Below are 25,965 nucleotides of genomic sequence, written 5' to 3'. Positions count from 1 at the left end.
ACCACCTGGGCATCATCGACAGCGCTGTACGTCGTCGATGGCGCGCACTATACGGAGCGGATTTTGCGCTGTAAACCCCTGTTGTTAAAAATATTAAATTTTTTACGCGAAGCGGTCGCCGTGCGGTTTTTTTTGCGCTGCGCTCGCTTATTCGGCACTGAACAGCAGCTGAAATTTCCCGTTTCAATACGCCTATGCCAAACTAACCCGCATATAGACAAGGTGAATTCTCTCTAATGGCCGATTGGCAGTCCCTCGATCCCGAGGCCGCTCGTGAAGCGGAAAAATATGAAAACCCTATTCCCAGCCGTGAGCTGATCCTCGCGCACCTCGCCGAGCGCGGTTCGCCCGCCAGCCGCGAAGAGCTGGCTGACGAATTCGGCCTCTCCACTGAAGACCAGATCGAAGCCCTGCGCCGCCGCTTGCGTGCCATGGAGCGCGACGCTCAGTTGATCTACACCCGCCGCGGCACCTACGCGCCGGTCGACAAGCTCGACCTGATCCTGGGGCGCATCAGCGGCCACCGCGACGGTTTCGGCTTCCTGGTGCCGGACGACGGCAGCGACGATCTATTCATGAGCCCCGCGCAAATGCGCCTGGTGTTCGACGGCGACCGTGCCCTGGCGCGTGTTTCCGGCCTCGATCGCCGCGGCCGTCGTGAAGGCGTGATCGTCGAAGTCGTTTCCCGTGCTCACGAAACGGTAGTGGGTCGCTACTTCGAAGAAGGCGGTATCGGCTTCGTCCAGCCAGACAACCCCAAGGTCCAGCAGGAAGTGCTGATCACTCCGGGTCGTCATGGCGCAGCCAAGGTCGGGCAGTTCGTGGCGGTGAAAATCACCCACTGGCCGACTCCGCGCTTCCAGCCCCAGGGCGACATTGTCGAGATCATCGGCAACTACATGGCACCGGGCATGGAAATCGACGTCGCCCTGCGCACCTACGACATCCCACACGTATGGCCCGACGCCGTACTCAAGGAAGCCACCAAGCTCAAGCCCCAGGTGGAAGAGAAGGACAAGGAAAAGCGCATCGACCTGCGCCACTTGCCGTTCGTCACCATCGACGGTGAAGACGCCCGCGACTTCGACGACGCGGTCTACTGCGAAGCCAAGAGCAAGCTGCGTCTGTTCAATGGCGGCTGGAAGCTCTACGTGGCCATCGCCGACGTGTCTAGCTACGTCAAGCTGGGTTCGGCGCTGGACGACGAAGCCCAGGTGCGCGGCAACTCGGTGTACTTCCCCGAGCGCGTGATCCCGATGCTGCCCGAGCAGCTGTCCAACGGCCTGTGCTCCCTGAATCCGAAAGTCGACCGCTTGGCCATGGTCTGCGAGATGACCATCTCCAAGACTGGCGAGATGACCGACTACTGCTTCTACGAAGCCGTGATCCACTCCCATGCGCGCCTGACCTACAACAAGGTCAGCACCATGCTGGAGCATTCGCGTACCGCCGAGGCCAAGGCCCTGCGCGCCGAGTTTGGTGATGTGCTGCCGGATCTCAAGCAGCTGTATGCGCTGTACAAAGTGCTGCTCAGCGCCCGTCATGCTCGCGGTGCGATCGACTTCGAAACTCAGGAAACCCGCATCATCTTCGGTTCGCAGCGCAAGATCGCCGAGATCAAGCCGACCGTGCGCAACGATGCCCACAAACTGATCGAAGAGTGCATGCTGGCGGCCAACGTGGCCACTGCCGAATTCCTCAAGAAGCACGAGATTCCGGCCCTCTACCGCGTGCACGACGCGCCGCCGCCCGAGCGCCTGGAAAAGCTCCGCGCCTTCCTCGGCGAGCTGGGCCTGTCCCTGCACAAGGGCAAGGATGGTCCGTCGCCCAAGGATTACCGTGCGCTGCTGGCGTCGATCGCCGATCGCCCGGACTTCAACGTGATCCAGACGGTAATGCTGCGCTCCATGAGCCAAGCGGTGTACAGCGCTGACAACCAAGGCCACTTCGGCCTCAATTACGAAGCCTATACCCACTTCACCTCGCCGATCCGTCGTTATCCGGACCTGCTGACGCACCGCGCCATCCGCAGCGTGATCCACTCCAAGCTGGACACCCCGCACGTGCGCCGCGCCGGTGCGCCGACCATCCCGAAAGCGCGTATCTACCCGTACGACGAGAACGGCCTGGAGCAGCTGGGCGAGCAGTGCTCGATGAGCGAGCGCCGTGCCGATGAAGCCACCCGTGACGTGGTCAACTGGCTCAAGTGCGAGTTCATGAAGGATCGTGTGGGCGAGAGCTTCCCGGGCGTGATCACCGCGGTGACCGGTTTCGGCCTGTTCGTCGAGCTCACCGATATCTTCGTCGAAGGCCTGGTGCACGTCACCGCGCTGCCGGGGGATTACTACCACTTCGATCCGGTGCATCACAAGCTGGCCGGTGAACGCACCGGGCGCAATTTCCGCTTGGGCGACACCGTCGAAGTGCGGGTCATGCGCGTCGACCTCGACGAGCGCAAGATCGATTTCGAAATCGCCCAGACTACCCTCGATGCCCCGATCGGTCGCAAGAACCGTCTGGCCGATGCACCCGCCACCAAAGGGCGGGCAGAGAAACCGTCGGGAAAAGCCAAGGGCGATAACGCCCATCCGGTGGACAAGGCCTACGCACCCAAGGCACCTGCAGGGCGCTCCGGCGCCGGCAAGTCGACCTCGGGCAAGGGCGGGTCGAGCAAGCCCGCCGAGAAGACGCCGGACCTCAAGCCGCCGCGTCGCTCGAGCAAGCCCGAGCCGGTCGAGGCTTACCGTGCCTCGGATGCCGCGGCCAAGAACGCCGAAGTGCGCAAGAGTCGCGAGCTGAAAAAGGCGCTGCTGTCGGAAGCCAAGAGCAGTCCGGGCAGTGGCGCCAAGAGCGACGATAACAAGGGGCCGACCAAACACCGTAAAGGCCCTTCGAAGTCGGGCTCGCGTAAACCCAAGGCGAAATCATGAGTCAGTTGGAAAAGATCTACGGCGTGCATGCCGTAGAGGCGTTATTGCGTCATCACCCTAAGCGGGTCAAGCAGATCTGGTTGTCTGAAGGTCGCAGCGAGCCACGTGTGCAGACGCTGGTAGCATTGGCCGGTGAGAATCGGGTGCCAGTCGGTCAGGCCGAACGCCGAGAGCTCGATGCCTGGGCAGGCGAGGGTGTGCATCAGGGAGTGGTGGCGGATGTCAGCCCGAGCCAGGTGTGGGGCGAGGCGATGCTCGACGAGCTGCTCGACCGTACCGAAGGCGCGCCGTTGTTGCTGGTGCTGGACGGCGTGACTGATCCGCACAACCTCGGCGCCTGTCTGCGCAGTGCCGATGCGGCCGGTGCGCTGGCGGTGATCGTGCCCAAGGACAAGTCGGCGACCTTGACCCCGGCGGTACGCAAGGTGGCCTGCGGTGCTGCGGAAGTGATTCCGCTGGTGGCGGTGACCAATCTCGCTCGCACCCTGGAAAAACTCCAGCAGCGCGGGCTGTGGGTCGTCGGTACCGCTGGCGAGGCGGAAATGGACCTCTACCAGCACGATATGACCGGCCCGACCATTCTGGTCATGGGCGCCGAAGGCAAGGGCATGCGTCGCCTGACGCGCGAGCACTGCGACTACCTGGTGAAATTGCCGATGGCGGGCAGCGTCAGCAGCCTCAACGTCTCGGTGGCCACCGGTGTTTGTCTGTTCGAAGCCGTTCGCCAGCGTAACGCCAAGAAGAAATAACCCTGTAGCGGGGGGGCTTGCCCCCGAAAATATTCGCCATCGACCCCTGTTGGGTGGCTGGTAGATTTTTCGGGGGCAAGCCCCCTCGCTACATCGTGATCGTGTGCTGGTGATTGTTCAAATAATCACCAATCTCCTTGCTTCCCCTCCCGCCCTTCACTACAATTGCGCCCCTTGCCGTGGCGGCAGGTACGCATGTGCCTCGTCCGAGCAAGCTTACACGTGTTCATTCACTCCTTGTCTGACCGCCCTGGCGGCAGGCTACAACCCGTAAGGAGCATTCATGCGTCATTACGAAATCATCTTTCTGGTCCACCCTGACCAGAGCGAGCAAGTCGGCGGCATGGTTGAGCGTTACACCAAGCTGATCGAAGAAGACGGCGGCAAGATCCACCGCCTGGAAGATTGGGGCCGTCGTCAACTGGCCTACGCAATCAACAATGTTCACAAGGCTCACTACGTGATGCTGAACGTTGAGTGCACTGGCAAGGCCCTGGCCGAGCTGGAAGACAACTTCCGTTACAACGATGCCGTGATCCGTAACCTGGTCATCCGTCGCGACGAAGCCGTCACTGGCCAGTCCGAGATGCTCAAGGCTGAAGAAAACCGCAGTGAGCGCCGTGAGCGTCGCGACCGTCCTGAGCACTCCGACGCCGAAGGCGTTGATGGTGATGACAGCGACAACAGCGATAACGCTGACGAGTAATCCACGGACCACTTGAGGAGCCTATAACATGGCACGTTTCTTCCGTCGTCGTAAATTCTGCCGCTTCACCGCTGAAGACGTGAAAGAGATCGATTACAAAGATCTCAACACCCTGAAAGCCTACGTATCCGAAACCGGCAAAATCGTTCCAAGCCGTATCACCGGTACCAAAGCTCGTTATCAGCGTCAGCTGGCCACCGCTATCAAGCGCGCCCGCTTCCTGGCCCTGCTGGCCTACACCGACAGCCACGGCCGCTGAGACCAGGTCGTCGACTGTAGCAAGGGATAGAGTGCATGCGTTCGTTAGCTGATTTCATCATGCGCGGTCGCGTGCAAGCCACTCTCGTAGTGGTTGCTTGTGCGGCAATGCCGTTGTTGTTCTGGTTGAGTGCCGCCGCGGGTTGCCTTGTGTACCTGCGGCGCGGAATGAAGGACGCCTCTGGCGTTCTGCTCTGGGCTCTGCTGCCGGCCTTGGTCTGGTGGTTTTACGGCGAACCGCGCACCTTGATGGTGTTGCTGGGCACGCTGGTACTGGCGGCGCAATTGCGCGCCAGTGAGTCCTGGAACCGGGTGCTGCTGGTCAGCATCGCGCTGGGCCTGGTGTATGGCGTGGTATTGGGTGTGGTGTTCCAGGTGCCCATCGAAGCGATGGCGCAACAGCTCGAAAAGCTGCTGCCGCGGTTGCTTCAGGGCTTCTACCAGCAATTGTCGGTAGAGGAACAGGCCCGCCTGGCTGCGCTGATCGCACCGGTGCTGACCGGTCTGATTGCGGCCTTGTTGCAAGCCGTCAGTGTGCTGGCCCTGATTCTGGGGCGATACTGGCAGGCAGTGTTGTACAACCCGGGTGGGTTCGGTCGCGAGTTTCGGGCCATCAGAATCCCCCTGTGGCCAGCGTTGATGCTGCTGGCGTGCATGTTGGTCGGGCCGAATTTCGGCCCACAGATCGCCATGCTGACGCCGCTGTGCAGTGTTCCGCTGGTGTTTGCCGGCCTGGCGCTGATGCACGGGCTGGTGGTACGGGGCACGCTGGGCAAGTTCTGGCTGGTCGGGCTTTACGTGACACTGCTGCTGTTCATGCAACTGATCTATCCGTTGCTGGTGGTCTTGGCCATCGTCGACAGCCTGATTGATTTTCGCGGTCGTCTGGCGCCGAAAGACGCCGATAACGCGAACGGTGAAGGTTAAAAGTTAAGAGGATTTCCACATGCAACTGATCCTTCTGGAAAAAGTCGCCAACCTGGGCAACCTGGGCGACAAGGTAAACGTCAAGGCTGGTTACGGTCGTAACTACCTGCTGCCTTACGGCAAGGCTACCGCTGCGACCGCCGCCAACCTGGCTGCGTTCGAAGAGCGTCGCGCCGAGCTGGAACAAGCTGCCGCTGACAAGAAAGCATCGGCTGAAAGCCGTGCTGCCCAACTGGCCGAGCTGGAAGTGACCATCACTGCCACCGCTGGCGACGAAGGCAAGCTGTTCGGTTCGATCGGTACTCACGACATCGCTGATGCACTGACCGCCTCTGGCGTCGAAGTGGCAAAAAGCGAAGTTCGTCTGCCGAACGGCACCATCCGCAACGTCGGTGAATTCGACGTGGCCGTGCACCTGCACAGCGACGTAGAAGCCACTGTCCGCGTTGTCGTGGTAGCAGCTTAAGCAACACCTGACGGTCTGGCACCTTGTGTGTCAGGCGGTTAACATCGGGCACGATCCTGTTTACAGGTCGTGCCCTTTGTCTTTCTCAGATAGCCTGAATTCAGTGTGGTCATGAACGAGATATCCGCTCCCGAGCAATACGATCTGCAAACGTCTGCCCTCAAGGTCCCGCCGCATTCCATCGAGGCCGAACAAGCCGTGCTCGGTGGCTTGATGCTGTCCAACGACGCCTGGGAGCGTGTACTCGATCAAGTGTCGGATGGCGATTTCTACCGGCATGACCACCGTCTGATCTTCCGCGCCATCGCGCGCCTGGCCGATCAGAACACCCCGTTCGACGTGGTAACCCTGCACGAGCAGCTCGACAAAGAGGGCCAGAGCGCCCAGGTCGGCGGCCTCGGGTACCTGGGCGAACTGGCGAAGAACACGCCTTCGGTCGCCAACATCAAGGCCTATGCACAGATCGTCCGCGAGCGTGCCACGCTGCGCCAGCTGATCACCATCAGCAACGACATCGCCGACAGCGCCTTCAATCCGTTAGGTCGCAATGCCTCCGAGATTCTCGACGAAGCCGAACGGCAGATCTTCCAGATCGCCGAAGCGCGGCCCAAGACCGGCGGCCCGGTCAGCGTCAACGACCTGCTGACCAAGGCCATCGACCGCATCGATACGCTGTTCAATACCGACGCGGCGATCACCGGGCTGTCCACCGGCTACACCGACCTCGACGAGAAGACCAGCGGACTGCAGCCCGCCGACTTGATCATCGTCGCCGGCCGTCCGTCCATGGGCAAGACCACCTTCGCGATGAACCTCGTCGAAAACGCGGTGCTTCGCAGCGAAAAGACCGTACTGGTGTACTCGCTGGAGATGCCAGGCGATTCGCTGATCATGCGGATGCTGTCGTCCCTTGGCCGAATCGACCAGACGAAAGTGCGTTCCGGTCGTCTGGACGACGACGATTGGCCGCGCCTGACCTCGGCGGTCAACCTGCTCAACGATCGCAAGCTGTTCATCGACGACACGGCCGGTATCAGCCCGTCGGAAATGCGCGCCCGCACACGGCGTCTGGTGCGTGAGCACGGCGAGATCGGCCTGATCATGATCGACTATTTGCAGCTCATGCAGATCCCGGGCTCCAGCGGTGACAACCGCACCAACGAGATTTCCGAGATCTCGCGCTCGCTAAAGGCCCTGGCCAAGGAATTCAACTGCCCGGTGGTCGCCCTGTCGCAGCTCAACCGCTCCCTGGAACAGCGCCCCAACAAGCGCCCGGTGAACTCCGACTTGCGCGAATCCGGAGCGATCGAGCAGGACGCCGACGTGATCATGTTCGTGTACCGGGACGAGGTCTACCACCCCGAGACCGAGCACAAGGGCATCGCCGAGATCATCATCGGCAAGCAGCGGAACGGTCCGATCGGCTTTATCCGCCTGGCGTTCATTGGCAAGTACACCCGGTTCGAGAATCTGGCGCCGGGCAGTTACAACTTCGACGACGAGTAAGCCCGCGAAGAGGCCCGAGAGAGCACACTGACCTTCACCAAAATCCGACCATTACCGTCGGACTTGGTTAATTTTTGTGCTATATTCCGCGCCCGCGTTTTTCCATCCAGTAGCCAACACGGTCATCGACATGCAAGCAGCCAAGCCGCTTTTCGACTATCCCAAGTACTGGGCCGAATGTTTCGGGCCAGCACCTTTCCTGCCCATGAGCAGGGAGGAGATGGATCAGCTTGGCTGGGACTCCTGCGACATCATCATCGTCACCGGTGATGCCTATGTGGATCACCCCTCGTTCGGCATGGCCATCATCGGCCGCCTGCTGGAGTCCCAAGGCTTTCGCGTTGGCATCATTGCCCAGCCCGACTGGACCAGCAAAGACGACTTCATGAAGCTCGGCGAGCCCAACCTGTTCTTCGGCGTCGCGGCCGGCAACATGGACTCGATGATCAACCGCTACACCGCCGACAAGAAAGTCCGTTCCGACGACGCCTACACCCCCGGTGGCCTGGCGGGCTCGCGGCCGGACCGCGCCAGCCTGGTGTACAGCCAGCGCTGCAAGGAAGCCTACAAGCACGTGCCGATCGTGCTCGGCGGCATCGAGGCCTCGCTGCGCCGCATCGCGCACTATGACTACTGGCAGGACCGGGTTCGTCATTCGATCCTGATCGACGCCTGCGCCGACATCCTGCTGTACGGCAACGCCGAGCGCGCCATCGTCGAAGTGGCCCAGCGCCTCTCCTATGGCGAAGATATCCAGACCATCACGGATATCCGCGGCACAGCGTTCATCCGTCGCGACACCCCGAAAGACTGGTACGAAGTCGACTCCACGCGCATCGACCGGCCGGGCAAGATCGACAAGATCATCAACCCGTACGTCAACACCCAGGACACCCAAGCCTGCGCAATCGAGCAGGAAAAGGGCCCGCAGGAAGATCCGGACGAGCCCAAGGTCGTGCAGATTCTGGCCAGCCCGCGCATGACCCGCGACAAGACGGTCATCCGCCTGCCCTCGTTCGAGAAAGTCCGCAGCGACGCCGTGCTCTACGCCCATGCCAACCGCGTGCTGCACCTCGAAACCAACCCCGGCAACGCCCGCGCCCTGGTGCAGAAGCATGGCGAAGTGGACGTGTGGTTCAACCCGCCGCCCATCCCCATGACCACCGAGGAAATGGACTACGTGTTCGGCATGCCCTACGCCCGCGTCCCGCACCCGGCCTACGGCAAGCAGAAGATTCCGGCCTACGACATGATTCGCTTCTCGGTGAATATCATGCGTGGCTGCTTTGGCGGCTGCACCTTCTGCTCGATCACCGAGCACGAGGGACGCATCATTCAGAACCGTTCCGAAGAGTCGATCATTCGCGAGATCGAAGAGATTCGTGACAAGGTCCCGGGTTTCACCGGCGTCATTTCCGACCTCGGCGGCCCCACCGCGAACATGTATCGCATCGCCTGCAAGAGCCCGGAAATCGAATCCGCGTGCCGCAAGCCGTCGTGCGTGTTCCCGGGTATCTGCCCGAACCTGAATACCGACCACTCGTCGTTGATCCAGCTGTACCGTAGCGCCCGTGCCCTGCCGGGCGTGAAGAAGATCCTCATCGCCTCCGGGCTGCGCTACGACCTGGCGGTGGAATCGCCAGAGTACGTCAAGGAGCTGGTGACCCACCACGTGGGCGGTTACCTGAAGATCGCGCCGGAGCACACCGAAGAAGGGCCGCTGAACCAGATGATGAAGCCGGGTATCGGCTCGTACGACAAGTTCAAGCGCATGTTCGAGAAGTACTCCAAGGAAGCGGGCAAGGAGCAGTACCTGATCCCGTACTTCATCGCCGCCCACCCGGGCACCACCGACGAAGACATGATGAACCTGGCGCTGTGGCTCAAGGGCAACGGCTTTCGCGCGGACCAGGTGCAGGCGTTCTATCCCTCACCCATGGCGTCGGCCACGGCCATGTATCACTCGGGCAAGAACCCGCTGCGCAAGGTCACCTACAAGAGTGACAACCTGACCATCGTCAAAAGCGAGGAGCAGCGCCGTCTGCACAAGGCCTTCCTGCGCTATCACGATCCGAAAGGCTGGCCGATGCTGCGTGAAGCGCTGGAGCGCATGGGCCGCGCCGACCTGATCGGTCCGGGCAAGCACCAGTTGATCCCGCTGCATCAGCCGGACTCCGACAGCTACCAGAGCGCGCGCCGCAAGAACTCCACGCCGGCTGGCAGCCACAAGGTCGGCAAGGGTCAGAAGATCCTGACCCAGCACACCGGTCTGCCACCACGCGCCGCCGATGGCAGCAAGCCATGGGACAAGCGCGAAGAGGCCAAGGCCGCGGCGTTCGCCCGCAACCAGGAAGCGGCCAAGGCGCGCAAGGATGCCAGCAAAGGTGGCAAGGGCAAGGGCAAGCCCGCCCGCCAGCCGGTGCTGCCGCGCTGATCCGATAAGCCACGAATCGCACCAGGCGTCAGGGCGCGACCGCGCCCTCCACCACGGTAAATTTGCCGGGTGGCATTTTGCTGCGCAGTGACGCCAGTCCCAGCGTGCAGGACTGGCAGGTGGGCTTCTGCGAGAACACCAACAACTCATCCACCTCGCTGAGTCGCGGTACGCCTTTGTTGAAGGCCAGAAGAATCATCCGCTCCGAATCCAGCATGCGCTGTTGGGTAGGCAGCGTATCCAGCGCGCGGGTGTTGGAGAGGTCCGGCAGGAACAACAGATACTCCGAGCCCGGATTGTCGGCGTTTCGAGGCCGAGTGAATTGGCTGTTGATGTAGCGTGTGCCATCAGGCGCGATACACACTTCGCCTTCCCGGGTCCATCCCGCCGGTAACTCGCCCTTGCGCATCATGCGCGTCAAGGGGACATCCAGTTCCGCATTGCGCAAGCCGGACAAACTGTAAAAAATGCTTTGCGCCTTGCTTGGGTCCTTGAATTTCACCCGCAGGAAGGCCAGGTTCTTGCCCCCTTTGGCCATGGCTTGGGTCGTGGCGGGCTGCAACAGATTCTCGCCGGTGAAGCGTCCGCTGTTGCCATGCAGCACCTCCAGGTGCGTGGCGATCTCGGTTCGCAGGGGCGCGGGCGTCTGCCGAGTGACAGTAGACCAGCTGCTGGAAGGCCCCCGCGAGCTCACCAGCAGATGGTGTTGACTGAAACGGCAGAACAATGCCGCTTCCTCGGGCTGAGTACCCAGCTCGAAAGGCCCGCCAATGTATTGCTGCAGCCACTTCTTGTCCGCGGGCGTGAGCTTGGACGCCACACGTTTGAGGTTGGGCAGTGCCTCTTGGGGATTCACGATCTTGAAATAGTTATGCGCATCTACCGACCCGTTGTAGATGTAGTGCAGTGCATCGTTTTCAGACAGTGTCTGATGGCTCGACGGCTCGGAGGGAACGTTGTCGGTGATGCGCGTCAGGGTGATTTTGTCGCTGTCCGGACCAAAGACGCCCTTGTAATAGGCTTGATCGTCGACACGAGCGATCATCACCTGTACGCCGTCGGCTTTGCGGGTGGCAACCACTGCCGAGACCCTGCGCGAGTCATCGACACCCTCGACGATACCCTCAGCGAGATGGAGCTGCTTGAAGCGGCTATTACCGCCCAGCACGGTGGCTTCTATCTGTGCCTTGTAATGACTGCGGCCGATACTGCGGCCTTGTTCCAACGTGCCGTCAGCCTTCACCTGCTGGACGCGATGATTGTGTACGAACTCGCCGCCGCTGGCGGGTTTGATGGCTCGGTCGTTGAACCAAGGGACGATATCGACCCCTTCGGTGTTGCTGGCCAGTGCGTTGCTATGGTCAAGATTGCGCCACACGCCGGTGCCGCAGACGTCCAGATCCAGGCCGCGGCGGTTACGACAGCCCCCAGGGCGGAGTCGCGACCCGCTGCGTTCCAGGGTATCGGCGTGAACCCTGCGCAATTCAGCGCCTCCGGCTGGCAGATCGACTTTGCGGTAAAGCGTGTTGCCTGCCTGAAAATAATGCTCATCGCCCCATGCCACCCAGCGTTTGCTCAGATTGGGGGTGATGTCCCGCACCAACCAGCCTGCGGTATCGGTATCTACCTCCAGTGGCAGGGTATCGATCTTGCGCAAGGACAGCCCGCTCTGGTGATTGAGTCGACGCAGCGCCCTGCCGCAGGCGCGGGTGCTCGCCGGGTCGATGAGAAACAGCTTGCCCTCGCTGCGAGGCGCTGTGCTGTTGTGCAGAACCATCCAACGCCCGTCATCGACTCGACGCAACTGTTGACCGCTCGGCAAGACCGGTCTTGCCCCGCTACCGAGCCACTGCAGTGGTCTGATGGCTTTGAACTGCCCGGTGAATGTCTGACGCGCCCAGCGGGTGACGCGTATGACTATCTGTCTGAAGTTTCGCCAGGCAACCGTAGCCACACCCTTGACGGCCCTGAGTATGTCCAGAGGGTTGATCAGCGCGATAGCCTCTTTGAGATATTGTCTGCCGAGGTCGCGCAGAAGTGGCAAGTGGCTCTGGATGCCCAGCCTGGCGGCCATGCGCGCGCTACGCAGGGTCAGTCCAGCCAGCCTGACCGCCGGCAGTACCAGAGACAGCGCATCGATGGGCAAGCCGATAATGGCCCATTTGAGTGACTCCCGGTTGCCGGTCCGCAAACCATCACGCAAGTCTTCCAGTGGTCCCCAGATGGGAATGAGCACCTTGGCGATGGTTTGCGCAGGCGACTTGTCAAAGTAGGTGGCGCCTCGCAGCTTTTGGCGCAGGTGTTCAATGTGCGTCGAGCTGAACATGTGCTCCGTCATTTCCCGCACGACAGTGCCAATGCGGGTTTCGAATCCAACGCCGCTGGAAGCCAGCGGGCCTAGCACCGTCTCCAATATGACACGTGCGCTCTCGACGTCCTTGGGTGGGCGGCCGGCGAAGTAGGCCTGGGCATCCAGATCGAACGTGAAGCGCGCATTGGTGTTGACGCTGTCTGCCGACCGGTAGGTAGGTAACGCTGTCCACTCGAAGCGCCGACGTATCAGGCTGGCGTAGGGCAATACTTCGTAGTAGCAGCGCTGGCCCTGATAATCGGCCTCGATAATGAAACCATAGTGCCCGCGGATAGGTCCGAGGCGGTCAATGATCTCGCGGTATGCCAGGCCCCCTACATTGGCCAGCAACTCCCAATTGCTGAAGTCGAATTGGCGCACCATGTGAACGCTCAGCAGGCCCTGGTCAAGGGGCTTGCGGTCGTCTTCGGGCAGGTCGCGCAACAATGATCTGATCATGTTCCGGCAACCGGCCTTGCTGTTGCTGATCCATCGCGCGAACTGCGTTTCGAACTCGGCCTCGATATCCGGCAGGTCGTCCAGAGGCAGCGCCTGCGGGTGGTACTTCAGGTCGCTGCCCAGCAAGTATTCGGGGATATGTTCAGGGGGATCGGTGCGGGCCTTATTGCTGGCGATGACCTGCTCGGCGGGGATGCGCTGAGCGAGCTGATGCGGGCCCTTGTACCAGAAACTATCCGCAATGGGGAGTTGCGGGCGCCGAACGAACTTCGTATGCAGGGGGATGCCGCGGCGTTCCAGCTCAGCGCGTGCCATGGCCAGGCGGTCGGGTGCCGGTTGGCGAAGCTGGTCAACGGCGCGCCCGTAGGCTTCTTCTTCGGCGCTGAAGTTCAGGAACGCCGACATCACGTCGTCCTCGCTGAAATGCGCCAGGTCCTGGTCGGGCAGCAGTTGGTTGCTTATGCCCCACTGCAACAGGGGGACCGTCAGCGTCGTGGCACAAAGAGTCTTGATGGCCTCCGTCTCGCGACCTGTGTTTTCGAGCATGTGTGAGGCGAAATTGCAGAGCGCTTCAAATGTCATGGTGCGTGCCTTGCCTGGCGTGATCATTTCCGCCAGTCGCACGCCTTGATTGAAATGCACCCAGGTGTTGCTGCGCCGCCACGCGAGGTATTGCGGTACGTCATGCACCTGGAACTCCGCAGGCAAGTGGGCCGTGATCAGGTAACTCATCAGCGAAGTGGAGGGTTGCGAAGAAATACCGACGCGGTCGCGTACATGGTCGCTGACCGCCGTGCGTATCATGTGCATGCTCTGGCCTCGCAACCTTGGTTGCTCGAAGTCGAACGCGCAGGCGTCGGCATTTGGGTCGATGTCCAGCGCCAAGGCCTTGAACATCAGCTTGCAGGTCACCACAGGGCTGGGTGTTTCACCATCATGCTGGCCGTACCAATCCATGGCCGTCAGCAGGTCGAGCGCCACGGCTTGGGCCGCTGGAGTTTCCAGTATTGCGCACAACACCAGCAACGGATGCTTGTGGCGGATGTCGATAGGTGTGATCGGCAAAATGTTCTGTGCCAGGTCGTCCAGGAGGCTACGCTGAGGGCGGTTATAGGACCTGCGCGCAGCGTCGATGATGATTGCGTCGTCGCCGGCGTGAAGCAGTTCCTTCAGCGCCACCGAATCATTCAGTGCCTGGGTAGCCAGCGCTTGTAGAAGGGCCATCAGCGTTTCGATGCGGCTCTTGAGTTCGAGCCTGTTGTGTACGGTGCCGAGTCCCAACTTCGTCAGGTAATGGGTGGTTGGGGTATCGAGCGAGTAGGTATTGTCTGTCAGATGCTGGCTCAGGCGGCTCAGCATGGTCGACATTTCGATGAGTGAGGGATTGTGCCAGTGTTGAAACGTAGGTAGGTAGTTCATGGCCTTGATCTCTGGACGAAGTTGGCGCATTGCAGCAACTCGCGTTCAGGTATCCGGGCTACATAAATGTATCGGTTCAGGCGCTCGCCCTTTTTTTGTGCAACTCTGGGCCCCCAAATCAGGCGTAGCGCAATCTTGGTGCCGTGGCTGACAGCACCCCCCGCCTGCAAGGCGCTTTGTCATATGGCATAAGTCTTGCGCGATACGTTCAACGTCCAGGTCTGCAGGAGGCACGCTGTGTCGATACATGTCGCATTGCACCACATCACGCATTACCGCTACGACCGGGCTATCGAGCTGGGTCCGCAGATCGTACGTCTGCGTCCGGCGCCCCACAGCCGCACGCGCATCCTCTCCTATTCGCTGAAAGTGCTGCCTGAAGAGCATTTCACCAACTGGCAGCAGGACCCTCAGGGCAACTACCTGGCGCGTCTGGTATTTCCGGAAAAGACCAAAGAATTCCGTGTCGAAGTCGACCTGGTCGCCGAAATGGCGATCTTCAACCCGTTCGACTTTTTCCTCGAGCCCTACGCTGAAAAAGCGCCGTTCACATACAGCAAGGATGAACAGCACGAGCTGGGCTCCTATCTCGAAAAACTGCCGCTGACGCCCAAGTTCAAGGCTTACCTGGACGGCATCAGCCGTGTGCCGATCCCGACCATCGATTTCCTCGTGGGGCTCAACCAGAAGCTCAGCGAAGACATTCGCTATCTGATCCGCATGGAGCCGGGTGTACAGACCCCTGAGCACACCTTGAACGATGCCTCCGGCTCGTGCCGCGACTCGGCCTGGCTGCTGGTGCAACTGTTGCGTCATCTGGGCATGGCCGCGCGCTTCGTGTCCGGGTACCTGATCCAGCTCACCGCAGATCAGAAGTCCCTCGATGGCCCCTCGGGCACCGACGTCGACTTCACCGACCTGCACGCCTGGTGCGAGGTCTATCTGCCCGGTGCTGGCTGGGTCGGGCTGGATGCCACATCCGGCCTGTTCGCCGGCGAGGGTCACATCCCGCTGGCGTGCAGCCCTGATCCGACCTCGGCGGCGCCGATCAGCGGCCTGGTCGAGCCGTGCGAAGCGGAGTTTTCCCATGAGATGTCGGTGGAGCGCGTCTGGGAGGCCCCGCGGGTCACCAAGCCCTACAGCGACAGCGAGTGGCAGACCATCCTCGCCCTGGGCGAGCATATCGACGGCGACCTGCAAGCCGGCGACGTGCGCCTGACCATGGGCGGCGAGCCGACCTTCGTTTCGGTCGACGACCCCGACGGCGCCGAATGGAACACCGCGGCCCTGGGCCCGACCAAGCGCAAGCTGTCGGCCGAACTGTACAAACGCCTGCGCGACAGGTACGCCCCCGATGGACTGGTGCATTTCGGCCAGGGCAAATGGTACCCGGGCGAGCAACTGCCGCGCTGGTCGCTCAATTGTTACTGGCGCAAGGACGGCGAGCGCATCTGGAAGGATGAGCGCCTGATCGCCGACGAAAGCGAAGATTATGGCGCCACGGGCGAGACCGCCGGGCGTTTCCTCGCCTGCGTCGCCGAGCGCTTGAAGCTGCCGACGCGCTACGTGTTCCCGGCCTACGAGGACAACTTCTACTACCTGTGGCGTGAAGGCAATCTGCCCTCCAACGTCAAGGCCGAAGACCCCCGTCTCAAGGATGAAATGGAGCGCAAGCGCCTGCGCAGCGTGTTCAACCAGGGCCTGGACAAGATCGTCGGCCAGGTGCTGCCGCTGGCGCGCACGCCGGCCGGCGATCAATGGCAGAGCGGGCGCTGGTACCTGCGCGACAATCATTGCCGCCTGGTGCCGGGCGACTCGCCGCTGGGCTATCGCCTGCCACTGGCCTCGCAGCCGTGGGTCACGGCGGCGGAATATCCGTTCGTCTTGCCTATCGATCAGAATCAGGACCTGCCTGGGCTGCCAGCACTGGAGCATCTGCACGCCACCAGTGGCAACCAGCGCACCGCCCAGGCCGAAGAGCGCGAGCCGAAAATCGACGAGTCGGCTGGTTGGCTGACCCGCACCGCGCTCTGCGCCGAGGCCCGTGAAGGCCGACTGTATCTGTTCATGCCACCGCTGGAGCGGCTCGAAGACTACCTGCAACTGGTGAGTGTCATCGAGTCGGCAGCCAAGGAGCTGCGCTGCCCGGTGCTGCTCGAAGGCTACGAGCCGCCAGCCGATCCACGCCTGTCCAACTTCCGCATCACCCCGGACCCAGGTGTGATCGAGGTCAACGTGCAGCCGTCTGCAAGCTGGGCGCAACTGGTGCAGAGCACCGAGTTCCTCTACGAGCAGGCACGGCTCAACCGCCTGACCACCGAGAAATTCATGATCGACGGCCGCCACACCGGCACCGGCGGCGGCAACCACTTCGTGCTCGGCGGCGCCACGCCGGGGGATTCGCCGTTTCTGCGGCGGCCCGACCTGCTGCGCAGCCTGATCAGCTACTGGCACAACCACCCGTCGCTGTCGTATCTGTTCTCCGGGCTGTTCATTGGCCCGACCTCCCAAGCGCCACGGGTCGACGAAGCGCGCAACGACTCGCTCTACGAGCTGGAAATCGCCTTCTCGCAGATGCCGCCACCGGGCCAGGCCTGCGCGCCATGGCTGGTGGACCGCTTGCTGCGCAACCTGCTGATCGACGTGACCGGCAACACCCACCGCGCCGAATTCTGCATCGACAAGCTCTATTCGCCCGACGGTGCCACCGGGCGCCTCGGCCTGTTGGAGTTGCGCGCTTTCGAGATGCCGCCGCACGCGCGCATGAGCCTGGTCCAGCAGTTGCTGCTGCGGGCGCTGATCGCGAAGTTCTGGCGGCAACCGTATGCGCCGGCCAAGCTGGCCCGCTGGGGGACCGAGTTGCATGATCGCTACCTGCTGCCGCACTTCATCGAGCAGGATTTCGCCGATGTGATCGCCGACCTCAACAGCGCCGGCTATGGCTTCAAGACCGAGTGGTTCGCCGCCCACCGGGAATTCCGTTTCCCCAAGGTCGGCGACTACGAGGTCAACGGCATCAAGCTGGAGCTGCGCACTGCTCTGGAGCCTTGGCATGTACTGGGTGAAGAGGGCACCGCGGGGGGCACCGTGCGCTACGTGGATTCATCGCTGGAGCGCTTGCAGGTCAAGCTCAATGGCCTGCCGCCTGATCGCTACGTGCTGACCTGCAACGGCCGCGCCGTGCCACTGCATCCTACCGGGCGGGTGGGCGAGTTCGTGGCCGGGGTGCGTTTCCGTGCCTGGCAGCCGCCGAACTGCCTGCAGCCGAATATCGGGGTGCACGCGCCGCTGGTTTTCGATCTGCTCGACACATGGATGCAGCGCTCGTTGGGTGGTTGCCAGTATCATGTCACCCATCCTGGCGGGCGCAGTTACGAAACCCTGCCGATCAATGCGAACGAGGCGGAGAGCCGTCGTCTGTCGCGCTTCTTCCGCATCGGCCACACGCCGGGTCGGATGGACGCCGCGCCACTGAAGATCAACGATGAGCTGCCGATGACACTGGATATGCGTCGCGGCTGATCCACACGCCACAAGACCCCGCGCCATGACTGCATGGCGCGGGCCTTTGCGTGTGGGTGTCTGCGCTAACCTGACCTTATTCCGTTTGCTGCCGAGCGTTCCATGCCTGACCTGCTTGACCCATACCCGCTGACCCCGGGTACCTACCACGAGATGCTCGAGGCCGATGGGGCCGTGCGCCCGCATTGGCAGCGCCTGTTCGATCAGGTGCAGCGCTTGAGCCCGGGGCAGTTGGCCCAGCGCCAGGCGTTGCTGACGCGGCAGATCCAGGAAAACGGCGTCACCTATAACGTCTATGCCGACCCCAAGGGTGCCGACCGGCCCTGGGAGCTCGACTTGCTGCCGCACCTGATCGACGCCGAGGAGTGGCAGCAACTGTCGGCCGGTATCGCCCAGCGCGCGCGCCTTCTCAACGCCGTGCTGGCGGACATCTACGGGCCGCAGACCCTGATCCGGGAGGGCCTGCTGCCGGCCGAGCTGGTCTACGGCCACAACCATTTCCTCTGGCCCTGCCAGGGCATCGTGCCACCGCAGAACATCTTTCTGCACCTGTATGCGGTCGACCTGGCGCGGGCGCCGGATGGTCGCTGGTGGGTGACGGCAGATCGCTCCCAGGCGCCATCGGGTGCCGGTTATGCCCTGGAAAACCGCATGAGCGTGTCGCGGGTGTTCCCTGATCTGTATCGCGACCTGCAGGTGCGCCACATGTCCGGGTTCTTCCGCACCCTGCAGGACACCTTGGTGCGCCTGGCGCCCGCCGACGACGAAGCGCCGCTGGTGGTGTTGCTGACGCCCGGACGTTTCAACGAGAGCTATTTCGAGCACCTGTATCTCGCCCGCCAGCTGGGCTATCCGCTGGTCGAAGGCGGCGACCTCACGGTGCGCGATGCCACGGTCTACCTCAAGACCCTCAGCGGCCTGCGCCGGGTGCACGCGATCATGCGCCGCCTCGACGACGACTTCTGCGATCCGCTGGAGCTGCGCACCGATTCGGCGCTGGGCGTGCCCGGCCTGTTGCAGGCGGTGCGCCAGGGTCGGGTGCTGGTCACCAATGCCCTGGGCAGCGGTGTGCTGGAGTCGCCCGGCTTGCTGGGCTTCTTGCCGAAGATCAACGAGCACCTGTTCGGCGAGGAGCTGATTCTGCCGTCCATCGCCACCTGGTGGTGCGGCGAGCCGCCGGTGCTGGCGCAAGCGCTGGAGAAGCTCGATACCTTGCTGATCAAGCCGGCGTTTCCGTCCCAGAGTTTCGCCCCGGTGTTCGGCCGCGACCTCGACACCAAGCAGCGCGAGGAGCTTGCCGCCCGCCTGCGGGCGCGGCCCTATGCCTATGTGGCGCAGGAAATGGCCCAGCTGTCCCAGGCGCCGGTCTGGCAGCCCGAGGGTGGTTCGCTGCAACCGCGGGCCATCGGCATGCGGGTGTATGCCGTGGCCGACGAAATCGGCTATCGGGTGCTGCCCGGCGGCCTTACGCGGGTAGCCGCTCAAGCCGATGCCGAGGTGGTGTCGATGCAGCGCGGCGGCGCCAGCAAGGACACCTGGGTGCTGGGCAATCAGGCGCCTACGGGCGAACAATGGCGCGCTCAGCGCCCGATCGGCGTGCCGGAGCTGGTACGTCGCGACCCGTACCTGCCGTCGCGGGTGGTCGAGAATCTGTTCTGGTTCGGCCGCTACTGCGAGCGCTGCGACGACAGCGCACGGCTGCTGCGCATCATTCTTGGTCGCTACATCGACGGTGACGATCCGAAGGCCCTGCAAGCGGCGGTCGACCTGGCAGTGAGCATCAACCTGCTGCCCGACGAGGGCGACATGCAGGAGCGCATCCGCGCGGCGTTGATGGGCGAAGACTGGCCCTTCAGCCTGCGCTCCAACCTGCAACGCTTGCAGTGGGCGGCGTCGCAGGTGCGTGGCAAGCTCTCGCGGGAGAACTGGCAGGCGCTGGTGGAATTGCAGCGTGAGGCGGTCACCCTGGATGTCGAGGATGCCGATTTCGGCGAGCTGCTGGATTTCCTCAACCGCCTGGTGATGTCGCTGGCGGCCTTGTCCGGTTTCGCTCTCGACGACATGACCCGCGATGAAGGCTGGCGCTTCCTGATGATCGGTCGGCGCATCGAGCGTTTGCAGTTCCTCAGCACCAGCCTCTCGGCGTTCATGGACAGCGAGGCGGTGTTCGATCAGGCCGGACTGGAGTGGCTGCTGGAGCTGGGCAACTCGAGCATCACCTATCGCTCGCGCTACCTGGCCGAGCCACAGTTGATTCCGGTGCTCGACCTGCTGCTGCTCGACGCCCAGAACCCCCACGCGGTGTTCTTCCAGCTCAAGCTGGTAGCGCGTTCGCTGCGGCGCCTCAACGATGAATTCGCGGCGCCCCGGGACAAACTGCTGGCGCCGCTGATCGAGCGCCTGTCGCGCTTCGATCTGGGCACGTTGGAGTATTCGCTGTTCGGCGTCGCCAGTGTGCGCGCAGTCCTGGAAGGGCTGAGCGGGCTATTGCGCCAGATCACCGAGGCCAGCAGTCAGGTCTCCGATCGCCTGGCGATGCGCCATTTTGCCCATGTCGACGATATCAGCCAGCAGACGGTGTCCGTTTAATGAGCGCCCACTACACCATCATTCACGACACCCACTATCAATACGACAGCCCGGTGTCCCTGGCTCAGCAGCTGGCGCACCTGTGGCCGCGCGAGTGCGACTGGCAGGTCTGCCACGAGCAGGCGCTGGAGATCACCCCCGAGCCGACGCAGCGCCTGGACGAGCTCGACGTGTTCGGCAATCCGCTGACCCGCCTGGGTTTCGAGCGCCCCCATGACGATCTGCGGGTGTGCGCGCGCTTGCAGGTCGAGGTGCTGCCCCGGCCGGCGCTGGACTTCAAGGCCTCGCCGGCCTGGGAGGCGACCCGCGATGCGCTGTGCTACAGCAGCAAACCGGTGGCCAGGCAGGTGCTGGAAGCGTGCCGCTATCGGTTCGAATCGCCCTATGTGCGCCTGAAAAAGAATTTCGTGGCGTTCTCGCAAAGCTGCTTCCCGCCTGGCCGGCCGCTGATGCTGGGCGTGCAGGCGCTGATGGAGAAGATCTTCAAGGAATTCACCTTCGACGCCGAGGCCACCCAGGTGGCGACGCCGTTGCTGGAAGTGCTGGAGACCCGCCGCGGCGTTTGTCAGGATTTCGCCCACTTGATGCTGGCGTGCCTGCGTTCCCGCGGCCTGGCAGCGCGCTACGTCAGCGGTTACCTGCTGACCCAGCCGCCACCCGGCCAGCCGCGGCTGATCGGCGCCGATGCCTCCCACGCCTGGGTCTCGGTGTTCTGCCCGACGCTTGGCTGGGTGGATTTCGACCCCACCAACAACGTGCAGCCGGCGCTGGAGCACATCACCCTGGCCTGGGGGCGGGATTTTTCCGACGTGTCACCGCTGCGCGGGGTGATTCTGGGCGGTGGCAACCATGACCCGGAAGTGCAGGTAACGGTGATGCCGGCCGAGGAGGCGAAGAAACTGTTGCCTTGAGGCTGTTTCGGGGGCAAGCCCCCTCGCTACATCACCTGCAGCGAGGGGGCTCGCCCCCGAACAATCAGTCAGGCGACGCGCTCATGTGGGCTGCTACCACTGACACCACAGGCATACGCAGCCAACACTTGGCGAAGCAGGGCGTTGATAGTCATGAGGTTTCTCCGTAGGTCGTGTTGTGCATCCTGACCGCGGCCGCTATGTTTGACCCGTTGATTGTCTTGATCAGCCTGATAGAGAGACCTGCAATCCCCCGTCGGGTCCTCGCAAGCCACCTGCCGGAGATCCGCCCCCATGCTGGGAAAAGCCCTTGCCCTTTCTGCCCTGAGCCTGTTCAGCGCCCATCTGCTGGCCGCCGAGTGCGCGGTGACCGTCGACTCGACCGACACCATGATGTTCGACACCAAGGCCATCGAGGTCAGCAAGAGCTGCAAGACCTTCACCGTCAAGCTGACCCACTCCGGCTCCCTGCCCAAGGCGGTGATGGGCCACAACTGGGTGCTGGCAAAGGAAGCCGATGCCAAGGGCGTCGCCAGTGACGGCATGAGCGCCGGGGCCGACAGCGATTACGTGAAGGCGGGCGATGAGCGCGTGATTGCCCACACCAAGCTGATCGGCGCGGGCGAGAGCGACAGCGTGACCTTCGATGTGGCCAAGCTGAGCGCCGGGGAGGCGTACGAATTTCTCTGCACCTTCCCCGGCCATATCGCGATGATGAAAGGCAGCCTCAAACTGGTGGATTGACCCTGTAGCGAGGGGGCTTGCCCCCGAAAGAGCGTATCAGCGACCTCAATGTGGCAGATACGCAACAGTCGCAGGCAACCCCCCTCGCTAGAGGTTCAATTCACCTTGAACACATGGCGCATGTACGCCACGAAATTCTCGTCCCGGCATTGCGTCTTCGCCGCTTCGTCGGAGATCTTCGCCACCGGCTGGCCGTTGCAGTCGGTCATCTTCAGCACGATGCTCATGGGCTCTACGCCCGGGATGTCGCAGGTCAGGTTGGTGCCGATGCCGAAGCTGACGTTGATGCGCCCGCGCAGCGCCCGGAAGATCGACAGCGACGTCGGCAGATTCAAGCCGTCGGAGAACACCAGCGTCTTGGTCTTCGGATCGATGCCCAGGCGGCGGTAGTGGGCGATGGCTTTTTCAGCCCAGACGATCGGATCCCCGGAATCGTGGCGCAGGCCGTCGAACAGCTTGGCGAAGTACAGATCGAAGTCGTTGAGAAAGGCATCCATGGTGATGGTATCGGTCAGGGCGATGCCCAGCAGGCCACGATACTCCCGTACCCAACAATCCAGCGCGGCGATCTGGCTGTCGATCAGCCGCGGCCCGAGTTGCTGGTGGGCCATGATCCACTCATGGGCCATGGTGCCCAGCGGTTTGATGTCGAGCTTGCGCGCCAGATGCATGTTGCTGGTGCCGACGAAGCGCGCGGGGAAGTCCTTGTGCAGGCAGGTGACGATTTCTTCCTGGACGCTGTACGAAAACCGCCGCCGCGTACCGAAATCCGCCACCTGCAACTCGGCCAGTTCATCGGCGCTGGCGTTGGCGCGCAACCAGTCGAACTTGCGGTAGAGCTGATCCCGCGCCGCACTCATGGCCATTTGCGGGAAACGCGCGCGGTTGCGCACTTCGCTCACGGTCGCCAGCAGCGGCACCTCGAACAGGATCACATGCAGCCACGGGCCGCGCAGGCGGATGCACAGCTGGTCGTTTTCGATGCTGGTGTGCAGGTAGCGCAGATTGAAGCGGAACAATCCCAGAAAGCGCAGAAAATCCGGCTTCATGAAATTGATGCTCTCCAGAAAGGCCAGCTCCTCATCACCCAGACTGAGATCGCACATGCTTTCTATATGGCGGCGGATCTCGGGCAGATAAGGGCGCAGGTCCTCGCCGTTGCGGCAGCGAAACTCCCATTCGACGTCGACGTTCGGGTAGTTGTGCAGCACCGCCTGCATCATCGACAGTTTGTAGAGGTCGGTATCGAGCAGATTCTGCACGATGCGCTCGGCGAAAACGGATTCACTCATGGGGGCTCCTTACGGGCCAAGGCACCTGAAAATGGCAGTGGCGCACAGTTGCGGCACATTCTGACAGCCTTGTTGGCCTCGGCGCGAGCAGCAATGCGCCTTCGCTCCCGGCGCAAAGTGCCGCAAACGCCCCTTCTCGCCCATTCTCAGGGACGAATACCCCGGTAACAGCTAGGCTGAATTGGTGCGGCGCGTAGCAGTTGCGCACCGCAAATGTGCACTTCGGTTACGCAGCTTGTTACGTGTTGGTTGCACAACCAATGAGCCGCAAGTTGCAATCGATTCAGGGTTTGGTTGCACCTATTTTAGAGAGGGGTTCTACCTTGCGGGTTTCATGCAGTTGCACGACCCATATTCGAAGGGCAAAAGTCCTCTGTGCCCCTTGCCAGGCTGCTCATTCGTGCATTTTGAAAAGTGATGGCACGGGCCTTGCTCAGGACCAAGGGCAGAAGCTGTAGTGCCAACCAAAAAAATCTCAGGAGCACCACCTCATGTCGCAAACGTTTTACAGAAAGGGTTTTCTGGCGCTGGCCGTTGCTTCGGCTCTGGGCGTTTCTTCTTTTGTGCAAGCCGACGTGAAGATCGGCGTGGCGGGCCCGATGACCGGTGCCAACGCTTCGTTTGGTGAGCAGTACATGAAAGGCGCACAGGCTGCAGCCGACGCGGTCAACGCCGCCGGCGGCATCAACGGCGAGAAGATCGTCCTGGTCGCGGGCGACGACGCCTGTGAGCCCAAGCAGGCCGTGGCCGTGGCCAACCGCCTGGTCGATCAGGACAAGGTCATCGGCGTGGTAGGGCACTTCTGTTCGTCGTCGACCATTCCGGCTTCCGAGGTCTACGCCGACGCTGGTGTGATCGCCATCACCCCTGGCTCCACCAACCCGACCGTCACCGAGCGCGGCCTGGGTGACATGTTCCGTATGTGCGGTCGTGACGACCAGCAAGGCGTCGTCGCCGGCGATTACATCGTCGACGTGCTCAAGGGCAAGAAGGTCGCGGTCATCAACGACAAGGACACCTACGGTAAAGGCCTGGCGGATGCCACCTCGGCCCAGCTGAAAAAACGCGGCGTGACGCCGGTCCTGGAAGAAGGCCTGACCCGTGGCGAGAAAGACTTCAGCGCCCTGGTCACCAAGATCCGCAGCGTCGGCGCCGACGTCGTCTACTTCGGCGGCCTGCACCCGGAAGCCGGTCCCCTGGTCCGCCAATTGCGCGAGCAGGGTCTGAAAGACGTCAAGTTCATGTCCGACGACGGTGTGGTCACCGACGAACTGGTCACCACCGCTGGCGGCGCGCAATACGTCGATGGCGTGTACATGACCTTCGGCGCCGACCCACGCAAACTGCCGGACAGCAAGGCAGTGGTCGATCAGTTCCGCAAGTCCGGTTACGAGCCTGAAGGCTACACCCTGTACGCCTATGCTTCGATCCAGGCCCTGGCTGCCGGCTTCAACGGTGCCAAGTCCAACAAGGGCGATGACGCCTCCAAGTGGCTCAAGGCGCACCCAGTGAAGACCGTCATGGGTGAAAAATCCTGGGATGCCAAAGGCGACCTGAAGACCTCCGACTACGTGGTCTACCAGTGGAACGCTCAGGGCAAGTACGAGCAGCTCGAAAAGCAAAAGTGAGATAAGGCCGGGCGGCTGCCGTTGCGTTCTGCAGCGGTCCGCCGGCTGACGATGCTGCAATCAAAGGCCAGTCGTTTCTCTTAATACCGAACCCTCCTGTCGTGCCGGACAACCCGGAGCATGACGGGTGGGCGGTTTCAGACGTTCACGAGAGTGCATGATGGACGGGATTTTTCTGCAACAAATGGTCAATGGCCTGACGCTAGGCTCGGTCTACGGACTGATCGCCATCGGCTACACCATGGTTTACGGCATCATCGGCATGATCAACTTCGCCCATGGCGACGTGTACATGATCTCTGCCTACCTGGCCGCTATCGGCCTGGCGGTGTTGTCGTTCTTCGGTATCGAGTCATTCCCTTTCCTGATTCTGGGCACGCTGATCTTCACCATCGTGGTGACCGGTGTGTACGGTTTCGTCATCGAGCGAGTGGCCTACAAGCCACTGCGTAACTCGACCCGCCTGGCACCGTTGATCAGTGCCATCGGCATTTCGCTGATCCTGCAGAACTACGCACAGATTGCCCAGGGCTCGCGCCAGCAAGGCGTACCGACCCTGCTCGAAGGCGCCTGGCGCTTCGATATCGGCAGCGGTTTCGTGCAGATCACCTACACCAAGATCTTCATTCTGGTAGCGGCCTTCATCGGCATGGGCGTGCTGACCTACATCATCAAGTACACCAAGCTGGGGCGCATGTGCCGCGCCACCCAGCAAGACCGCAAGATGGCGTCGATCCTGGGTATCAATACCGATCGCGTGATCTCCTACGTGTTCATCATCGGCGCCGCCATGGCTGCGCTGGCCGGTGTGCTGATCACCCTGAACTACGGCACGTTCGATTTCTACGCCGGCTTCATCATCGGCATCAAGGCCTTCACCGCCGCGGTGCTGGGCGGTATCGGTTCGCTGCCGGGCGCCATGCTCGGCGGCCTGATCCTCGGCGTCGCGGAGTCGCAGTTCTCCGGATTGGTCAACGCCGACTATAAAGACGTGTTCAGTTTCGGCTTGCTGGTCGTCATCCTGATTTTCCGTCCCCAAGGCCTGCTGGGTCGCCCACTCGTGGCGAAGGTATAA

17 protein-coding genes are annotated in these 25,965 nt (G+C 62.2%); 15 read left to right on the top strand and 2 right to left on the bottom strand.

All coding sequences use genetic code 11. From position 1 onward, the window contains the following. The 9 genes from AC3WJP_RS06880 to AC3WJP_RS06840 all read left to right on the top strand — a co-directional run. Positions 1-237: hypothetical protein (locus AC3WJP_RS06880; RefSeq protein WP_493735668.1), on the top strand; the 237-nt coding region annotated here is incomplete at its 5' end. Then, complete coding sequence (gene rnr, locus AC3WJP_RS06875; protein WP_493720516.1) at positions 237-2,930, top strand: ribonuclease R; 2,694 nt, start codon at positions 237-239, stop codon at positions 2,928-2,930. The genes AC3WJP_RS06880 and rnr, both read left to right, overlap by 1 nt. Further along, complete coding sequence (rlmB, locus tag AC3WJP_RS06870; RefSeq protein WP_493720517.1) at positions 2,927-3,679, top strand: 23S rRNA (guanosine(2251)-2'-O)-methyltransferase RlmB; 753 nt, start codon at positions 2,927-2,929, stop codon at positions 3,677-3,679. Before rnr ends, rlmB begins: the two co-directional genes overlap by 4 nt. Before the next feature lie 283 nt (positions 3,680-3,962). Continuing rightward, on the top strand, positions 3,963-4,385 hold the full coding sequence (rpsF, locus tag AC3WJP_RS06865; RefSeq protein ID WP_037015709.1) for a 30S ribosomal protein S6: 423 nt from the start codon (positions 3,963-3,965) through the stop codon (positions 4,383-4,385). A gap of 28 nt (positions 4,386-4,413) precedes the next feature. Further along, entirely contained in the window at positions 4,414-4,644 is a 231-nt protein-coding gene (gene rpsR, locus AC3WJP_RS06860) for a 30S ribosomal protein S18 (RefSeq protein ID WP_002551829.1), read from the top strand. Between the two features lie 35 nt (positions 4,645-4,679). Further along, the gene (locus AC3WJP_RS06855; protein WP_493720518.1) at positions 4,680-5,570 is read left to right on the top strand and encodes a YybS family protein; all 891 of its coding nucleotides are present in this window, start codon (positions 4,680-4,682) and stop codon (positions 5,568-5,570) included. A 19-nt stretch (positions 5,571-5,589) separates the two neighbouring features. Continuing rightward, the gene (rplI, locus tag AC3WJP_RS06850; protein ID WP_226505555.1) at positions 5,590-6,036 is read left to right on the top strand and encodes a 50S ribosomal protein L9; all 447 of its coding nucleotides are present in this window, start codon (positions 5,590-5,592) and stop codon (positions 6,034-6,036) included. Positions 6,037-6,147: 111 nt separating this feature from the next. After that, positions 6,148-7,542, top strand: a complete 1,395-nt coding sequence (gene dnaB / locus AC3WJP_RS06845) for a replicative DNA helicase (RefSeq protein WP_493720519.1) — start codon at positions 6,148-6,150, stop codon at positions 7,540-7,542. A 130-nt stretch (positions 7,543-7,672) separates the two neighbouring features. Next, positions 7,673-9,976 carry a YgiQ family radical SAM protein gene (locus tag AC3WJP_RS06840; RefSeq protein WP_493720520.1) on the top strand — a complete coding sequence of 768 codons (2,304 nt, stop codon included), beginning with the start codon at positions 7,673-7,675 and terminating at the stop codon, positions 9,974-9,976. Positions 9,977-10,004: 28 nt separating this feature from the next. On the opposite strand, the gene AC3WJP_RS06835 is transcribed toward AC3WJP_RS06840, so the two are convergent. Beyond that, a complete protein-coding gene (locus tag AC3WJP_RS06835; RefSeq protein ID WP_493720521.1) occupies positions 10,005-14,234 on the bottom strand; it encodes a hypothetical protein in 4,230 nt (1,409 codons plus the stop codon). A 207-nt stretch (positions 14,235-14,441) separates the two neighbouring features. Between AC3WJP_RS06835 and AC3WJP_RS06830 the strand changes: the two genes are divergently transcribed. The 4 genes from AC3WJP_RS06830 (at position 14,442) to azu (ending at position 21,970) form a co-directional block, all read left to right on the top strand. Beyond that, entirely contained in the window at positions 14,442-17,726 is a 3,285-nt protein-coding gene (locus AC3WJP_RS06830) for a transglutaminase family protein (RefSeq protein WP_493720522.1), read from the top strand. 102 nt (positions 17,727-17,828) lie between these two features. After that, on the top strand, positions 17,829-20,315 hold the full coding sequence (locus tag AC3WJP_RS06825; RefSeq protein WP_493720523.1) for a circularly permuted type 2 ATP-grasp protein: 2,487 nt from the start codon (positions 17,829-17,831) through the stop codon (positions 20,313-20,315). Next, positions 20,315-21,226, top strand: a complete 912-nt coding sequence (locus AC3WJP_RS06820) for a transglutaminase family protein (RefSeq protein WP_493720524.1) — start codon at positions 20,315-20,317, stop codon at positions 21,224-21,226. Before AC3WJP_RS06825 ends, AC3WJP_RS06820 begins: the two co-directional genes overlap by 1 nt. A gap of 294 nt (positions 21,227-21,520) precedes the next feature. Then, the gene (gene azu / locus AC3WJP_RS06815) at positions 21,521-21,970 is read left to right on the top strand and encodes an azurin (protein ID WP_493720525.1); all 450 of its coding nucleotides are present in this window, start codon (positions 21,521-21,523) and stop codon (positions 21,968-21,970) included. Between the two features lie 95 nt (positions 21,971-22,065). Here azu and pncB read toward each other — a convergent pair whose 3' ends face one another. Then, positions 22,066-23,262, bottom strand: coding sequence for a nicotinate phosphoribosyltransferase (gene pncB / locus AC3WJP_RS06810; protein ID WP_493720526.1), 1,197 nt, complete (start codon positions 23,260-23,262; stop codon positions 22,066-22,068). A 491-nt stretch (positions 23,263-23,753) separates the two neighbouring features. Here pncB and AC3WJP_RS06805 point away from each other — a divergent pair, with 491 nt between their 5' ends. Together AC3WJP_RS06805 and AC3WJP_RS06800 are read left to right on the top strand one after the other, a co-directional pair. Next, positions 23,754-24,890: a branched-chain amino acid ABC transporter substrate-binding protein gene (locus AC3WJP_RS06805; RefSeq protein WP_493720527.1), complete on the top strand. Its 1,137-nt coding sequence runs from the start codon at positions 23,754-23,756 to the stop codon at positions 24,888-24,890. A gap of 160 nt (positions 24,891-25,050) precedes the next feature. After that, positions 25,051-25,965 carry an ABC transporter permease subunit gene (locus tag AC3WJP_RS06800; protein ID WP_226505661.1) on the top strand — a complete coding sequence of 305 codons (915 nt, stop codon included), beginning with the start codon at positions 25,051-25,053 and terminating at the stop codon, positions 25,963-25,965.

Source organism: Pseudomonas sp. GW821-FHT01A09 (assembly GCF_058986725.1).
Note: the sequence above shows the minus strand (reverse complement) of the source record. Positions and strands in the feature narration are given on the sequence as shown.

Excerpts from the sequence above, each read along its gene's own strand:
- AC3WJP_RS06805 (WP_493720527.1), top strand. The coding sequence starts at position 23,754 with ATGTCGCAAACGTTTTACAGAAAGGGTTTTCTGGCGCTGGCCGTTGCT.
- rnr (WP_493720516.1), top strand. The coding sequence starts at position 237 with ATGGCCGATTGGCAGTCCCTCGATCCCGAGGCCGCTCGTGAAGCGGAA.
- AC3WJP_RS06820 (WP_493720524.1), top strand. The coding sequence starts at position 20,315 with ATGAGCGCCCACTACACCATCATTCACGACACCCACTATCAATACGAC.
- rpsR (WP_002551829.1), top strand. The coding sequence starts at position 4,414 with ATGGCACGTTTCTTCCGTCGTCGTAAATTCTGCCGCTTCACCGCTGAA.
- rlmB (WP_493720517.1), top strand. The coding sequence starts at position 2,927 with ATGAGTCAGTTGGAAAAGATCTACGGCGTGCATGCCGTAGAGGCGTTA.
- AC3WJP_RS06825 (WP_493720523.1), top strand. The coding sequence starts at position 17,829 with ATGCCTGACCTGCTTGACCCATACCCGCTGACCCCGGGTACCTACCAC.
- azu (WP_493720525.1), top strand. The coding sequence starts at position 21,521 with ATGCTGGGAAAAGCCCTTGCCCTTTCTGCCCTGAGCCTGTTCAGCGCC.
- dnaB (WP_493720519.1), top strand. The coding sequence starts at position 6,148 with ATGAACGAGATATCCGCTCCCGAGCAATACGATCTGCAAACGTCTGCC.
- AC3WJP_RS06855 (WP_493720518.1), top strand. The coding sequence starts at position 4,680 with ATGCGTTCGTTAGCTGATTTCATCATGCGCGGTCGCGTGCAAGCCACT.
- rpsF (WP_037015709.1), top strand. The coding sequence starts at position 3,963 with ATGCGTCATTACGAAATCATCTTTCTGGTCCACCCTGACCAGAGCGAG.
- AC3WJP_RS06835 (WP_493720521.1), bottom strand. The coding sequence starts at position 14,234 with ATGCGCCAACTTCGTCCAGAGATCAAGGCCATGAACTACCTACCTACG.
- AC3WJP_RS06800 (WP_226505661.1), top strand. The coding sequence starts at position 25,051 with ATGGACGGGATTTTTCTGCAACAAATGGTCAATGGCCTGACGCTAGGC.
- rplI (WP_226505555.1), top strand. The coding sequence starts at position 5,590 with ATGCAACTGATCCTTCTGGAAAAAGTCGCCAACCTGGGCAACCTGGGC.
- AC3WJP_RS06840 (WP_493720520.1), top strand. The coding sequence starts at position 7,673 with ATGCAAGCAGCCAAGCCGCTTTTCGACTATCCCAAGTACTGGGCCGAA.
- pncB (WP_493720526.1), bottom strand. The coding sequence starts at position 23,262 with ATGAGTGAATCCGTTTTCGCCGAGCGCATCGTGCAGAATCTGCTCGAT.